General features: G+C 64.4%; 11 protein-coding genes and 1 riboswitch. Of the genes, 4 read left to right on the plus strand and 7 right to left on the minus strand.

Going from position 1 to position 14,262, the window contains the following annotated elements; all coding sequences use genetic code 11:
* Window positions 1-135: 135 nt before the first annotated feature.
* From GY937_21195 to GY937_21220, 6 genes are all read right to left on the minus strand, one after another.
* A complete protein-coding gene (locus tag GY937_21195; protein MCP5059229.1) occupies window positions 136-1,407 on the minus strand; it encodes a cystathionine gamma-synthase family protein in 1,272 nt (423 codons plus the stop codon).
* Entirely contained in the window at window positions 1,404-2,027 is a 624-nt protein-coding gene (locus GY937_21200) for a cupin domain-containing protein (protein MCP5059230.1), read from the minus strand. Before GY937_21200 ends, GY937_21195 begins: the two co-directional genes overlap by 4 nt.
* Window positions 2,024-3,403, minus strand: a complete 1,380-nt coding sequence (locus tag GY937_21205) for a 2-oxo acid dehydrogenase subunit E2 (GenBank protein MCP5059231.1) — start codon at window positions 3,401-3,403, stop codon at window positions 2,024-2,026. The genes GY937_21200 and GY937_21205 overlap by 4 nt, the downstream gene beginning before the upstream one ends.
* A 2-nt stretch (window positions 3,404-3,405) precedes the next feature.
* Window positions 3,406-4,389 carry an alpha-ketoacid dehydrogenase subunit beta gene (locus tag GY937_21210; GenBank protein MCP5059232.1) on the minus strand — a complete coding sequence of 328 codons (984 nt, stop codon included), beginning with the start codon at window positions 4,387-4,389 and terminating at the stop codon, window positions 3,406-3,408.
* Between the two features lie 2 nt (window positions 4,390-4,391).
* A complete protein-coding gene (locus GY937_21215) occupies window positions 4,392-5,498 on the minus strand; it encodes a thiamine pyrophosphate-dependent dehydrogenase E1 component subunit alpha (protein MCP5059233.1) in 1,107 nt (368 codons plus the stop codon).
* A 439-nt stretch (window positions 5,499-5,937) separates the two neighbouring features.
* Window positions 5,938-6,504 carry an NUDIX hydrolase gene (locus GY937_21220; protein ID MCP5059234.1) on the minus strand — a complete coding sequence of 189 codons (567 nt, stop codon included), beginning with the start codon at window positions 6,502-6,504 and terminating at the stop codon, window positions 5,938-5,940.
* Between the two features lie 46 nt (window positions 6,505-6,550).
* Here GY937_21220 and GY937_21225 point away from each other — a divergent pair, with 46 nt between their 5' ends.
* Window positions 6,551-8,608 carry a chloride channel protein gene (locus tag GY937_21225; GenBank protein ID MCP5059235.1) on the plus strand — a complete coding sequence of 686 codons (2,058 nt, stop codon included), beginning with the start codon at window positions 6,551-6,553 and terminating at the stop codon, window positions 8,606-8,608.
* Window positions 8,609-8,812: 204 nt separating this feature from the next.
* The gene (locus tag GY937_21230) at window positions 8,813-10,390 is read left to right on the plus strand and encodes an FMN-binding glutamate synthase family protein (GenBank protein ID MCP5059236.1); all 1,578 of its coding nucleotides are present in this window, start codon (window positions 8,813-8,815) and stop codon (window positions 10,388-10,390) included.
* A 6-nt stretch (window positions 10,391-10,396) separates the two neighbouring features.
* Here the strand turns inward: GY937_21230 and GY937_21235 are convergent, their stop codons facing one another.
* Window positions 10,397-10,927, minus strand: a complete 531-nt coding sequence (locus GY937_21235) for a hypothetical protein (GenBank protein ID MCP5059237.1) — start codon at window positions 10,925-10,927, stop codon at window positions 10,397-10,399.
* A gap of 68 nt (window positions 10,928-10,995) precedes the next feature.
* Window positions 10,996-11,092: riboswitch (TPP riboswitch) on the plus strand.
* 303 nt (window positions 11,093-11,395) lie between these two features.
* Between GY937_21235 and thiC the strand changes: the two genes are divergently transcribed.
* On the plus strand, window positions 11,396-12,901 hold the full coding sequence (thiC, locus tag GY937_21240; GenBank protein ID MCP5059238.1) for a phosphomethylpyrimidine synthase ThiC: 1,506 nt from the start codon (window positions 11,396-11,398) through the stop codon (window positions 12,899-12,901).
* 3 nt (window positions 12,902-12,904) lie between these two features.
* Window positions 12,905-13,966 (plus strand): hypothetical protein, encoded by a 1,062-nt coding sequence (locus GY937_21245; GenBank protein MCP5059239.1) that lies wholly within the window; start codon window positions 12,905-12,907, stop codon window positions 13,964-13,966.
* The last annotated feature ends 296 nt before the right edge of the window (window positions 13,967-14,262 follow it).

Here is a 14,262-nt window from a genome sequence, read left to right on the forward strand (position 1 = left end):
AGAGCCTGGAACCCGAAGAGAGAAACGAAAGTCGGAGACGAGGGAGGAACGACGCGCCCAAGAAACAACGCTGCTCCAAGAGGGCAGGCGTCAGGGGACGTCACTGCCTGTTGACAACCGGGGGCCTGATAGGTGTTAGACGTGGTCCAATGCTTGCTCGAGGTCGGCGATCAGGTCGCCCGGGTTCTCGATGCCAACGGAGAGACGGACCATTCCCGCACCGATTCCAAGACTGCGTTGTTGCTCCGGCGCTACATCTGCGTGGGTCATGCTGGCCGGGTGTTCGGCGAGGGATTCGGTTCCGCCGAGGCTCACAGCCAGCTTCACGAGCTGGAGTGCATTCAAGAAACGGAAGGCTTCCTTTTCGCCGCCGTGAATGTCGAAAGAGATCACCGAGCCCGCTGAGCGGCATTGGCTGTAGTAGACCGCGGCCATCGGGTCGTCGGCTTGAGTCGTACCCAGGTAGTGGATCGCGCGTACCTTCGGGTGCTCGATCAGGAAGGCTGCAACATCCTGGGCACCGCGGGCCTGGGCCTGCATGCGCAGGGAGAGCGTCTCGAGGCTACGCAGCAGGAGCCAACCGCTCCAAGGGCCCGCCAGAGTGCCAAGGAACGTCCGAAGGCTGCGAATCGGTCCGAGCACGTTGCGAGAGCCGAGAGCGGCGCCCGCGATCACGTCGCTGTGGCCGCCGATGAACTTGGTGGCGGAATACAGGACGAGATCCGCGCCGTGCTGAAGCGGATGTTGCCAGAGCGGACCCAGGAAGGTGTTGTCGACCATCACGATGGCATCCGGCGAATCAGCCTTGACCAGCGCACCGATGCCCTGGATATCGACCAATGCGTTGGTCGGGTTGGCCGGGGTCTCGATGATGACTGCGGCAACCCTCTCGCCGGCGATCTTCTCGCGCAGCTCCGATGCCAGCTCTTCCACAGGCACACCCGCCGGAAAACCGATCGCGCGAATGCCGAACCCGGGTAGCACCTTGCGAAGGAGGTGATCCGTACCCCCGTAGAGCGGGCCGCTATGCACGATGACATCGCCGGGACGAGCGTAGGCCAGAAGGCTCGTCGCGATGGCCGCCATGCCGCTCACGAAAACCGCGCCCTGCTCCGCTTCGTCCCAGAGTGCCAGGCGTTCCTCGAGGATCTCGAGATCAGGATTGTTGAGCCGACTGTAGATGAGCCCCGGCTCTTCGTCCGAATCGGGCTCGCGCAAGCCGTAAGCCACCTCGAAGAAAGCCTTGCCCGCCTCGGCGTTCTCAAAAACGAAGGTCGACGTCTGGAAGATGGGGCTCTTGAGCGCGCCCTCGGAGAGCGTCGGATCGTAGCCATAGCTCATCATCAACGATTCGGGCCGCAGCTGACGACCGCCAATCCGTCGTTCCCGCTCGCGGTCCTTGCTCATCGATAGGCCCTCCCGATCGGATTCTCCGTGCCGGCCCGACGCGCCTGGGCGATGCAGGCCAACAACTTGACCGTACTGCCTTCGAGTGAACGCAGCGTATGCGGAAGCCGCGAGTCGTAGTAGATTGCGTCGCCCGGACCGAGCTGATGGATGTCGCCACCGACCTCGACTTCCAGCTGGCCCGCAAGCACGAACATGAACTCCTCACCCTCATGACTGCTTGGCTCGAGCGGACGCTCCTGGCCCGGGGGCACTTCCACGAGAAAAGGCGCCATGAGCTTCTCGGTCAGGCCGTGGGAGAGTGCCTGGTACCGGTAGCCGAGCCCCGCGGCGGTGTCTCCTCCGGCCTGCACGCTCCAGCGTTGATCTGCTCTCACCACTTCGATCCGTTTTTCGGGCAGAGTGGTCTGGAAGAAATGGCCAACGCTGACCTCCAGGCAACTCGCGAGGCGCGCCAGATCGCCGACCGCCGGGGTCGCGGTATCCGCCTCGAAGGCGATCAGCTGCTCCTCGGCGATTCCGGTCTTCTCCGCGACACTCGCGACTTCGAGTGAGCGATCCTCTCGTAAGCGGCGAATCCTCTCGCCTAGCTTCAGCTCGTGAAACGCGGCTTCGCTCATGTCTTCTCCTCCGTCCCCGCTCCGTGACCGAAGACATCCGGGAAGTCGGCCTTCTCCAGGATCCTGGCCAGATCGCGCACGAAGAGCGCAGCTTCCTGACCGTCGGTGATGCGATGGTCGACGCTGATCGAGAGGTTCATCATGTCTCTCGGCTGCAGCGTATCGCCGATGTACCGCGGCAAGCGGCGAATCGCGTTCACTCCCAGGATCGCGACCTCTGGGTGATTGACGATGGGCGTCGAAACGATTCCGCCGAGCTTGCCCAGAGACGAAATGGTGAATGTTCCGCCGCGCAACTGGGCGGGCACGAGCGTTCCATCGCGGGCCCGTTCGGCCAGGCCCGTGATTTGTTCCGAGAGGCTCCGCGTATCCAGAAGCTGGGCATTCGAGATCACCGGAACAACGAGTCCGCCGTTGGCGGCCGCCGCAATCCCAAGATGGATTCGACTCTTGAGGATGATTTCGTCGCGATCATCATCAATGCTGGCGTTGAGCTCCGGGTAGGACGGCAGGGCCCGCAGCACCGCGCCGGCGATGAAGGCCAGCGGTGAGAGATCGGGAGAAAGCTGCGCACGCTGCGCCATCAAGTCCGTGATGTCGAGCTCTTCCACGTACGTGAAGTGGGCGGCGCGACGCCTTGCCTCCTGCATATGTCGCGCGATTGCGCGGCGGATTCCTCGCAGGGGCTGGCGTTGCCAATCGCTGGGATCAACGCGCTCGTTCGCTGGAGCGGCTCGTTTCTTCCCCGTTGAACCTATCGCTTCACTTCCCTTCGTGGGTTCATTCGTCTTTGCGGGACGGGATGCAGCGGCTTCGACATCGCGCCGCATAGTCCTGCCACCCGGCCCACTCCCGGAGATACTCGCCAGGTCGATCCCCAACCGCTCAGCGAGGGCCCGGACAGCGGGAACCGCACGAGCGCCTCCCGCTGCGTGGCCGGCAGTCGCACGTTGGTTGCCAACCGGTCGCGACGGCATGGAAGGGGGAGCACTCGGCCCCCGCGCTGCAGCGGAAGATTCGGGAGCGACCGGAACCGGCGCCGCCCCTCGTTCCGAAATCGGCGCCGCGTCCCGCTCCGGTTCCGACTTCGGAGCTGCGGCAGGAGTCGACGCGGGTTTCCGTTCCGAAGCCGATGCGACCCCGCCGTCGTCGATCTCGATCAGGACCTCGCCCACGGGCACGATGTCGCCTTCCGCATACGGCAGACTGGTCACCTTCCCTGCAGCTGGAGACGGAATCTCCACATTGGCCTTGTCCGTCATCAACTCGACGAGGATCTGGTCGAGCTCGACCACGTCGCCAACCGCAACCCTCCACGCGACCACCTCGGCCTCGACCACACCTTCGCCGATATCCGGAAGTCTGAAGCTGTACATCGCTAGTACTCGATCGTTTCGACGAGGCCGCGCAGGATGCGCTCGGCGCTCGGGAGATAGTGATCCTCGAGGGAGTAGGGGAATGGAGTGTCGAAGCCGGTGATACGCAGAAGCGGCGCACGCAGATGATCGAACGCCTCGGCCTGTACCGCCGCCACGAGTTCTGCACCGAAGCCGCAGGTCATCGGCGCCTCGTGCACGACGACCATGCGCCCGGTCTTCGTCACGGAACGCACGAGTGTATGAAGGTCGTAGGGCACGATGCTCTGCAGATCGATCAGCTCGACGTCGTAGCCCTCACCCTCGGCAAGGGCGACCGCTTCCTGGCAGGTATGAAGCATGGCGCCCCACGCAACCAAGGTGATGTCCTCGCCCTTCCGAACGAGCTGCGCACGCTCGAGAGGAAGCGTGTAGTAGTCGAGAGGGATCTCTCCTTTGGCCGCCCGATAGATGCGCTTCGGCTCCAGAAAGATCACCGGATCCGCACACTCGAGCGCACCGAGCAGCAGACCCTTCGCCTCGTAGGGGCCTGACGGCACCACCACGCGCAGCCCGGGCGTGTGTGCGAAATAGGCCTCCGGGCTCTGGGAGTGATAATGCCCACCGCGAATTCCGCCGCCGTAGGGCGTGCGAATCATGACCCGCGGTGCATACTGGCCCCCGCTCCGGTAGCGGTACTTGGCCAGTTCATTGACGATCTGGTCGAATGCCGGAAAGATGAAATCGGCAAACTGGATCTCGACGATCGGCCGAAGCCCTCCCAGGCCCATGCCGATGGCCATGCCGACGATGCCAGCTTCGGCCAGCGGCGTATCGAATACCCGATCCGAACCGTATTTCTCCTGCAACCCGGCAGTCACCCGGAAAACGCCGCCGAACCCGCCGACATCTTCGCCAAGCACGACAGCCGTCTCGTCGCGCTCCAGATAGTGGTCCAGTGCATTGCCGAGGGCCTGGATCATGTTGAGGCTGCCAGTTTCCGCCATTCCTAGGGCACCTCGAACTCGTCCTGCTGACGACGTCGGTGAGCCGCAAGGTAGGCGTCGCGCTGCGCCTCGAGTTGGGGAGAAACGGTCTCGAGCACACCCTCGAAGAGGCTTTCGATGCGGGGCGGCGGGTGCCGTTCGCACTCCGCAAGCGTGGAAACGACGCGCTCGTCCCAGGTGGCCCGGGTCGTAGCCTCTTCCTCCTCACTCCAGACGCCTCGCCAGATGCCATGGGATTTGAGCCGTTCGTAGGGATCGAGACGATTCCACTCAGCCGCTTCGTCATCCGAACGGTAGGCACTGGGATCGTCGGCGGTGGAGTGGGGCCCCATGCGGTAGGTCATTGCCTCGACCAGCGTCGGCCCACCCCCCGATCGCGCTCGGGCGACGGCTTCGCCTAACACTTTTGCGACAGCGAGAAGATCGTTTCCGTCCACCTGGAAGCCCGGCATCCCGTAGCCCTCGGCACGAATCGCCAGACTCTCGGCCGCCGTCTGTGAGGATTCCGGTGTGGAGATCGCGTATCCGTTGTTCCGGATCACGAAGATCGTCGGGGTCGCGAAGACGCCTGCGAAGTTGAGCGCCGTATGGAAATCACCCTCGGAGGCGGTGCCCTCACCGCAGAACGCCAGGGCGACCTGACCGGTGCCACGCATCTTCGCGGCATACCCGAAACCACAGGCGTGGGGCAGCTGTGTTCCCACCGGCGACGAAACCGAAGGGATCGCCCATTCCTTGTAGCAGTAGTGGACGGGCATCTGGCGGCCGAGGCAGAGATCGCGGCTGTTGCCGATCAGCTGATTGAAAATCAGCGGAAGCGGGATTCTTCGCCAGAGCAGGCAGCCGAGTTCGCGGTAGGAGAGGAAGATCGGATCGTCGGGAAGCAACGAGGCGGCCGAGCCGAGGATCGTCGCTTCTTCGCCGCGGCTCGTCATCCAGAAGGCGAGCCGGCCCTGGCGCTGCAGCATCAACAGCCGCCGATCAAGGATCCGGTTGAGGATCATCGCGTCGAGCGCCTGGCGGACCTCCTCATCCGTGAGGAGCCCGCGATAGGCTTCCTCACAGCTTCCATCCTCGTTCAGGATCGAGAACAGCGGCAGCCCGGCCACATACACCCCCTGCTGCGTCTATCAGTATAGGCGCCCGCTGGTGAATCGATCGGAAGGCCGACCGGGTTCCTGAAGGCTGGCTGACGCCACCCACACTGGGGTGAATCACCCAGCGTGGGGCCGCTTCGCTTCTCTTGCGAGGGGCTCGAGTCGCCGGGGCTGGGCACAGGCCGGGCGAAGTGGTTCCGATCGCCAGCGCGGCCGATCACGAGAGCCCCCGTTCGCCATCACGGCGGATTGCGGGGTGGGGGCGGTCATCGCGGAAACAAAGCGCAGGCATCTCCTCAGGTAAGCGTGCGCACGTTCGCTCGCGGCGAAAGCCGCGTAAGCGAACCCGCGTCCAGGCCGAACGCGGCCTCCCAGGCCCCAGCCGAGCCATTCCGCGATGGCCGCCCCCCACCCCGCAATCCGCCACGAGAAGCGAAGCGGCGTCACAGGGTCAGGAGGCCGCCGGGTCGAGGCTCCAGAAGTGCAGTGCGGCGACCACCAGGGCGTGATCGATCTCGCCTCGGCGGACGCGCTCCGGGAGTTCGGCTCGGGGTACGAGTTCGACCACCGTCTCCTCCATTCCGGGGTTCTCGATTTCGCCGACGCGTTGGCAGCCCTCGGCTGCATACGTGAAGACCCGATTGCCGAAGAGCGCGGGGTTCGGATTCAAGTCGCCGAGCAGGCGTAAGGAGCCGGCGCGATACCCGGTTTCCTCCTCGAGCTCGCGGCCAGCCGCCTGCTCGGGCCCTTCGCCAGGGTCCACCACGCCGCCCGGAATCTCGAGCGTGAAGCTCCGGGAGCCGTGGCGGAACTGGCGAATCATGACGATCTCACCGGACGCCGTAACCGGCACGACATTCACCCAGGAGTCCGCATCGATCCGGTAGAAGGGATGGGAGCCGCCGCCGGGCACGCGTACCCAGCTGCGCCCCACCTGGAAGACCCTGCAATCGGCGAGGTGTTCTCTGCCGAGCTCGGGCCAGGGTCGGAGCCCCGCCGGGGGCTTCTGCGAAGACATCGCCGCAAGTTAGCAGCGGTAGCCCATTGCAGTACGATCGCGCCGCATGGCTGCCGCAACAATCAACATCGACAAGAGAGGTGGACGCCGCGGCGGCCAGCTCTTCATGGTGATGGTCGCCATCGCCTGCGGCATTGCGGGGGCGTTCGGCGCGGTCGTCTTCCGGTTGTTGATCCGGCTCTTCCAGGGCCTCTTCTTCGGCGGCTTCGACGGAGTCGCCGCCGTCCTCGAAGAAGGGCTCCTGGCCGACGCCGGCGATCCGCGGGCCATCGCCCAGACCCTGGCGCCTCACGTCCTGCTCTTGATCCCGGCCATTGGTGGCTTGATCGTCGGGCCCCTCGTGTATTTCTTCGCCCGGGAAGCGAAGGGCCACGGCGTCCCCGAGGTGATGCAAGCCGTGGCACTGCGCGGTGGCGTGATCCGCCCGCGCATCGTCGCAGTCAAGACGCTCGCATCGGCGATCTCGATCGGCTCCGGAGGTTCCGTCGGGCGTGAGGGTCCCATCGTCCAGATCGGTTCGGCGATCGGCTCGGCGATCGGCCAACTCCTGCAGGTTCCCGCGCGTCAGCTCAGAACGATCGTCGGTTGCGGAGCCGCGGCTGGGATCGCAGCCACGTTCAACGCACCGATCGCCGGAGCCCTCTTCGCAGTCGAAGTGATCGTCGGCGACTTCGCCGTCACACAGTTCAGCCCGATCGTCATCAGCGCCGTGGTCGCAACCGTCACCTCCCGCTACATGCTCGGCAACCACCCCGCATTCGTGGTTCCAGAGTTCGAGCTTCAGGGGCCCCTCGAGCTGATGCCCAGCATGGTCGTGGGCGTGCTGGCGGGCTTCATCGGAACGGCATTCGTCAAGGTCCTCTACTTCACCGACGACCTCTTCGAGCGCTCTCCGACTCCGGAGTGGACACGCGCCGCCATCGGAGGCCTGATGATCGGCGCCATGGGCATCTTCTTCCCTCATGTCCTCGGAGTCGGCTACAGCACGATCGGAGATGCACTCGCGGGAAACCTCACGATTACGATGCTAGGTGTTCTCCTGGGCATCAAGATCCTCGCCACGTCGATCACGATCGGTTCCGGCGGCTCTGGAGGCATCTTCGCTCCTTCGCTCTTCCTCGGAGCCATGACCGGCGGGCTCTTCGGCAAGCTGCTCCCTCAGTGGTATCCACTCCAGGCCTCCGAATCCGGCGCCTACGCCCTCATCACCATGGGAGCCATGGTCGCTGCGACGACCCATGCACCGCTCTCCGCGATCATCATCATCTTCGAGCTGACCCAGACGATCGACATCATCCCGCCCGTCATGGCCGCCTGCGTGCTTTCGAGTCTCGTCGCGATGTTCCTCTCCCGGGATTCGATCTACACGATGAAGCTGATCAGACGCGGGATCAATCTCCACCAAGAGGACGATCCGAACCTTCTGAAGAGCCTCTACGTCAGGGATATCGTGGACCGCGAGCCCTGCATCCTGGGCGCCTCGGCCGGGCTCCAAGAGATCCTCACGGAGATCGTGGAGTCGAACCGCACGGAGATCTTCGTCGTCGAGAATGATCAGCTGCTGGGTGCGGTCTACTTCTCCGAGCTGCGCCGTGTACTCCTCGAGCAAGATCACCTGCGCGCTCTCGTGGTCGCAGGCGATCTCCTCGAAACGGATCGTCCGACCGTGACCCTCGAAGACGATCTGGATCGCGTCATGCAGATCTTGACGAGCGAGCAGGTAGAGGAAATCGGCGTCGTCGATCGTGACGATTCGAGCCGGCTTCTGGGCAGCGTGGCACGCCGCGACGTCATGGCGGCCTACAACCAGGAACTGATGCGCCGCGATCTTGCCGGTGGTGTGGCGACGACCGTGGGGGTCGTGGATCGCGTGCATCAGGTCGATCTCGGCGGCGGCTATTCCATGAAGGAGATCCTCGCTCCGGGCCGCTACCACGGACACTCGCTCAAGCAGATCGACCTGCGTAGCCAGGCGGGCGTGCAGGTATTGCTGATCCGGTCGCCGGAGGGCGGGGTACGGGTGCCGGGGCCGGATGATGTCCTGCAGCCGGGTGACCGCCTCGTCTGTGCCGGACCGAGGGAATCGATCGAAGCCCTCGACTAGCAGGTTGCGGAAGAACTCCGGACCGAGCCGGGTGCGTGGATTTTCGGCCCAATCGAGGCGCGGAAGCGCAGCTGGGGCAGGCCCCAGCAAGCTTTCGCAACGAAGAGTGGGCCGAAAAGACGCGTACCCGGCGACGGGAGGGGTTTTTCCGTAGCCTGCCAGGAGAGGACGACGAGCATGATCCATCAGATCCGCGGCCTGGTGATGCCCATTCTTACCGCCTTGTTGATCGGCTGTGTCGCCATCGGTTGGGGCCTGGACGTCTTCGCGGCTCGCGTCGCAACAGCTCCCGTGGCAGTACTCGTCCTGCTCGGCCTTCACGATCTCGTCCAGCACAAGCACAGCATCCTGCGGAATTTTCCCGTGCTAGGCCATCTTCGGTTCCTGCTCGAAGACGTTGGGCCCGAACTTCGTCAATACGTCGTCGAACACAACACGGAGGGCCGGCCCTTCAATCGGGACCAACGCTCGCTCGTCTACCAGCGTTCCAAGGGATTGTTGGACAAGAAGCCCTTCGGTACCGAGCTCGATGTCTACTTGCCGGGCCACCACTGGCTGACCCATTCCCTCGAAACGAAGCCATCGCTGGCGGATCCAGCTCGCAAGCTACGGATCGATGTGGGTGGCCCGGATTGCTCCCAACCCTACTCGTCCTCGTTCTTCAACATCTCCGCGATGAGCTTCGGTTCTCTCTCAGCATCTGCAATTCAGGCGCTGAACGAGGGGGCAAGACGCGGCGGCTTCGCTCACAACACCGGTGAGGGCGGCATCAGCCGCCACCACCAGAAACCGGGTGGTGATCTGATCTGGCAGGTGGGTACGGGCTACTTCGGTTGCCGCAATGCTGACGGTGGCTTCGACCCGGACCGTTTTCGCCAGGAAGCCTCCCACGAACGCGTGCGCATGATCGAGTTGAAGCTCTCCCAGGGGGCAAAGCCGGGCCACGGCGGCATCCTGCCGGGCGAGAAGGTCACACCGGAGATCGCGGAAGCACGCGGGGTCGAGTTGGGGACGGATTGCATCTCCCCTCCGAGGCATCCTACGTTCGACGGACCGACGGGTCTGCTCGAGTTCCTCAGCGAGCTGCGCATCCTGGCCGGCGGCAAACCCGTGGGCTTCAAGCTCGCCATCGGGCGGCCAATCGAGTTCGTGAGCATCTGTCGCGCCATCCACGAAACCGGCCTGGTGCCAGACTTCATCACCGTCGATGGCGGAGAAGGCGGCACGGGCGCTGCACCCATCGAGTTCTCGGATCGCATGGGCATGCCACTCCTCGAGGCCATCGTGTTGGTGAACAACGCGCTGGTCGGCATCGGCGTGCGAGAAAAGATCCGCGTATTCGCCTCGGGCAAGCGCGTCACCTCGATCGCCCTGGCCCACGCAGCTGCGCTCGGTGCAGATGCCGTGAACTCTGCCCGCGGGTTCATGTTGGCGCTCGGTTGCATCCAGGCACAGCGTTGCCATACCAACCGCTGCCCCGTCGGTGTCGCCACCCAGGATCGGCGGCTAGCCCACGCCCTTCATGTCGACGACAAGGCCAAGCGCGTCGAACGCTTCCACGCCACCACGCTCGAGGCCCTGGCCGAAGTCGTCGGAGCCGCGGGCCTATCCCATCCTTCCGAGCTGTCCCCGGCGGATATCTACCAACGGGTGAGCCCCTGGGAAATCCGGCCGCTCTCGGCCCTCTACCCCGTCCTATCGCCGGGAGCCCTCATCGACGGTACGGCCCAAGGCTTTCTTCGAGAGGCCTGGAACGCGTCGAGTGCCTCGTCGTTCCGGTAGACGTCGCTAGAGGATCTCGTCGATCAGCAATTCGATTCCCTCGGCGCCGGGGGCGAAGCTTCCCTCCGCTTCGCCCTGGAGATCACCGGGGTTGCGGGTCATGGCATTGCCATCCGCGTCGATCCGTACGGTGAGCCTGAACGGGCCCGCAAAAGGCATCGTCTCGATCATGCGATCGTCTGGGCCCAGCGCGAACTCGAGGGGAAAGCTCGGGTCGGGAATGCGCTTCACCGCGGTGGGCGGGCCTCCGGGGCCCGTTCGAGCGATCAAGAAGAGCACGGCACCCGGCGGAACCCGGTTCTCGAACTCGTCTTCCAGACGGATCATTCCTCGCAGCGGCTCGGCATTCGGGGTTGGGGCCGCGGCAGAGGCTGTCGGGGGCATCACAGGAGCACCCTCCTCCGCGCGCTCGGCACCTTCGGGGAAGATCCGCGAGAGGTCGGGTTCCTCGATCTGCTCGCCCGGGTCATAGGGCTCGACGTTTCGATGGCAGCCGAGAGCCAGAGAGAGCCCCAGGACGAGAGCGATCAGACGCATGGGGCGGAAGCTAGCGAACCCCTGGGGCACGGATTCGACGACCGGACGACGGAAGCTGCTACGTTCGAGGAGGAGCCTGGGGGTGGCCTGCAAGGCGGGCCTGAGAAGAAACCCTTGGAACCTGATCTCGTTCGCGCGAGCGTAGGGAAGGCTCGGGTACCGCATCGGTTCTCCGGCCACCTTCCCAAGGAACCTTCCGAGAAAGAACGGAAGACAAGGAAGAGGAGCGTCGTCATGATCGGTTTCCCGCAGCGCCCGTTGGGGCAGAACCCGTCTACGAGTGCCCAGGGCACCACCCCGGGTAGCTTCGCCAACCCGCCGGAAATCGGCGGTGTCCGCGCCTTCAGCTCGCCGGATACTCCCGGCATGCCCGAGCCCTCGGACAAGACGGCCTGGGATTTCATGCCGTCGGGCTGGGTGCGGAATCCGGATACGGGCTTTGCGGTTGCGCCGGAAGGTTTCGAACCCATCACGCAACTGGAGCACGCTCGGCTCGGCAACGTCACCCCTGAAATGCGGCGGGTCGCCGAACGCGAACCTCACCTCACACCGGAATCGGTACGCGACGAAGTGGCGGCCGGCCGCATGGTCATCCCGGCCAACCGAATCCACCTCCAGCACAAGCTCGACCCGATGGCGATCGGACGTGCCAGCCAGACGAAGGTCAACGCGAACATGGGCGCCTCACCCATCTCGAGCGACACCAGCGAAGAAGTCGAGAAGCTGCATTGGGCCGAGCGCTGGCAAGCCGACACGGTGATGGATCTCTCGACGGGCGGTGACCTCGACAAGACCCGCGTGGCCATCATCCAGAATTCCACGGTGCCGATCGGTACGGTCCCCATCTACTCGATGATTCTTGGTCGCCGGATCGAAGATCTGGACGACGCCACCATCCTCGAGCAACTCGAGCACCAGGCAAAGCAGGGCGTCGATTACTTCACCATCCACGCGGGCGTGCTGCAGGAGCACCTCCCTTGGGTGCAGAAGCGATTGATCGGCATCGTTTCCCGGGGCGGCTCGTTGCTGGCGAAGTGGATGATCCACCACGGCAAGCAGAACCCCATGAATACGCTCTGGGACGAGATCTGCGGCGTGCTGAGACGCTATGACGTGACCTTCTCGATCGGCGACGGCTTGCGCCCGGGCGGGCTCGCCGATGCCAGCGATGCGGCCCAGCTAGGCGAGCTGGAGGCCATGGGCGAGCTGACCGAGCGTGCCTGGCGGAACGGCTGCCAGGTGATGATCGAAGGGCCCGGCCATATGCCCTTCGATCAGATCGAATTCAACATGAAGCTGCAGCGCAGGCTCTGTCATGGTGCACCCTTCTACGTACTGGGCCCTCTCGTCACCGATATCTTCCCGGGTTACGACCACATCACGAGCTCGATCGGCGCTACGGCCGCCGCCTACCATGGTGCCTCGATGCTTTGTTATGTGACACCGAAGGAGCATCTTGGACTCCCCAAGCGCGACGACGTGAAGCAGGGCTGCATCGCCTACAAGATCGCTGCGCATGCTGCGGATATCGCCCTCGGCATTCCGGGAACCCGGGATCGCGACGACGAACTGACCAAGGCCCGCGCCGCGCTGAATTGGCAAAAGCATTTCGAGCTTTCCTTCGATCCGGATACGGCCCGTGCGTATCACGATGAAGATCTCGATGTGGATACCGACTTCTGTGCGATGTGCGGCCACGATTGGTGCTCCGTGCGGATCAGCAAGGAGATCATCCAGTTCGTGAGTGGCAAGGAAGAGAGCTACGCCTGGAACGAGCCGAAGATCAGCCAGGCGCTCTCCGCCGAACAGAAGGAGATCCTGGAGAAACGCGGCGTGCTCTCCCCGGAGGAGCTGCACCGACTGGCCTCGAAGACCCGCACCAGCATGAGTGCGGAATCCGGCAAGGCGGCATGCCATAGCGACGTGGCCTCGAATGACGAGGCCAAGGAATTGCAGGGCGCGCCAGGAAAGTAGGAAGTGCCGTCTCCTGAGAAGACGATCCGGCCGGCTGGCGTCCGCCTGGCAGAGCGGTTCTCGCTCGAGCCGCTGGCGTTGGGCTCGAGCCTGGCCGCTCTCCTGCTCTTCGTGCTCCACGGATTGCTCGCCATGACCGGAACTCTCGGCCGGCTGCTCTCCGGTGATGTTCCGGAGTGGTTGGGCCAGGATTTCCGAGTGGGTGTGGTGCTCTGCTTGATCCTCGCCTACCTGCCGGCCGCCGTCCTGTACACCGTGCGCCTGGCCCAACGAAGCCTGAGAGAATTGGCGGTAGCGCTCGACCTGGGGACGGACGAGTTGGAGAAGCGGGTCGCCGAACTCGAGTGCGTCGACCGTAACGAATACGTGCAGGCTGGAGCCCTGGGATTGCTCGGCCTTCTCGCCATCGCGTTCCTTCCCGAAGCCGTCGTAACCCGGGAATTCGACCTACGTGCCCTTGGTACCCTGACGCTCTCCCATCGGGTGATGGCCGCGTTCATCGGCTTCCTCTCGGGTAGCGGAATGTTCGTCGCCGTCGGGCTCTCGCGGCAGTTGGCTTCCCTGACCGGAGAGCGGGCCCGGATCCCGCTGCTCGAGTCGGGACGATGGCTGCCCCTCTGCAGGCTGGGCCTGGGGAACGCGTTCGTGAGTGCCGGCATGATCTCGCTCCTCCTGCTGCTGGTCCCGGATCGGGAGGCCGGGGTGGGCCTGGCCGTCCTCCTCGCGGGCCTCGTCGCCGGGATCGCGGTGCTCGGCGGCCTCGGGCTGGTGATGCCGTTGCGAGGCATCCGCGAGCGCATCCGACAGGCCAAGCACCTGGAGCTCGAAGCGTGCGACGCGCGCATCACCCTCTTGCGTCGAGCATGGGACGAGTCCTCGGACAGCCAGGGCGAATCGGGCAAGCTGGCCGACGTCGTCGCCTACCGCGCACTCATCGACGAACTCTCCGAGTGGCCAATCGATCTCCCGCAGCTCGGCCGCTTCACCCTGGTGTTCGGCCTGCCTCTGGCTTCCTGGGTTGCAGCCGCTTTCGTGGAGCGGCTGATCGATCTCGCAATCGGCTAGCAGGTTGCGGAAGAACTCCGGACCGAGCCGGGCGCGTGGATTTTCGGTCCAATCGAGGCGCGGAAGCGCAGCTGGGGCGAGCCCCAGCAAGCTTTCGCAACGAAGAGTGGGCCGAAAAGACGCGTGCCAGGCGACGGGAGGGGTTCTTCCGCAGCCTGCTAGTCCCTTGTCACACCAAAAGCTGGGGGTAGAGTCGTCGCAGTTTCACGCGGGCTTGTTGGGTCGTGAATTGCCAGTCGACGCCCTTCGTCGTTCGGTTGCGATCGTCTTGCCAGGCTTGGACTTGGCGCGTGAGA

Source organism: bacterium, from assembly GCA_024228115.1.
Classification (GTDB): domain Bacteria; phylum Myxococcota_A; class UBA9160; order UBA9160; family UBA6930.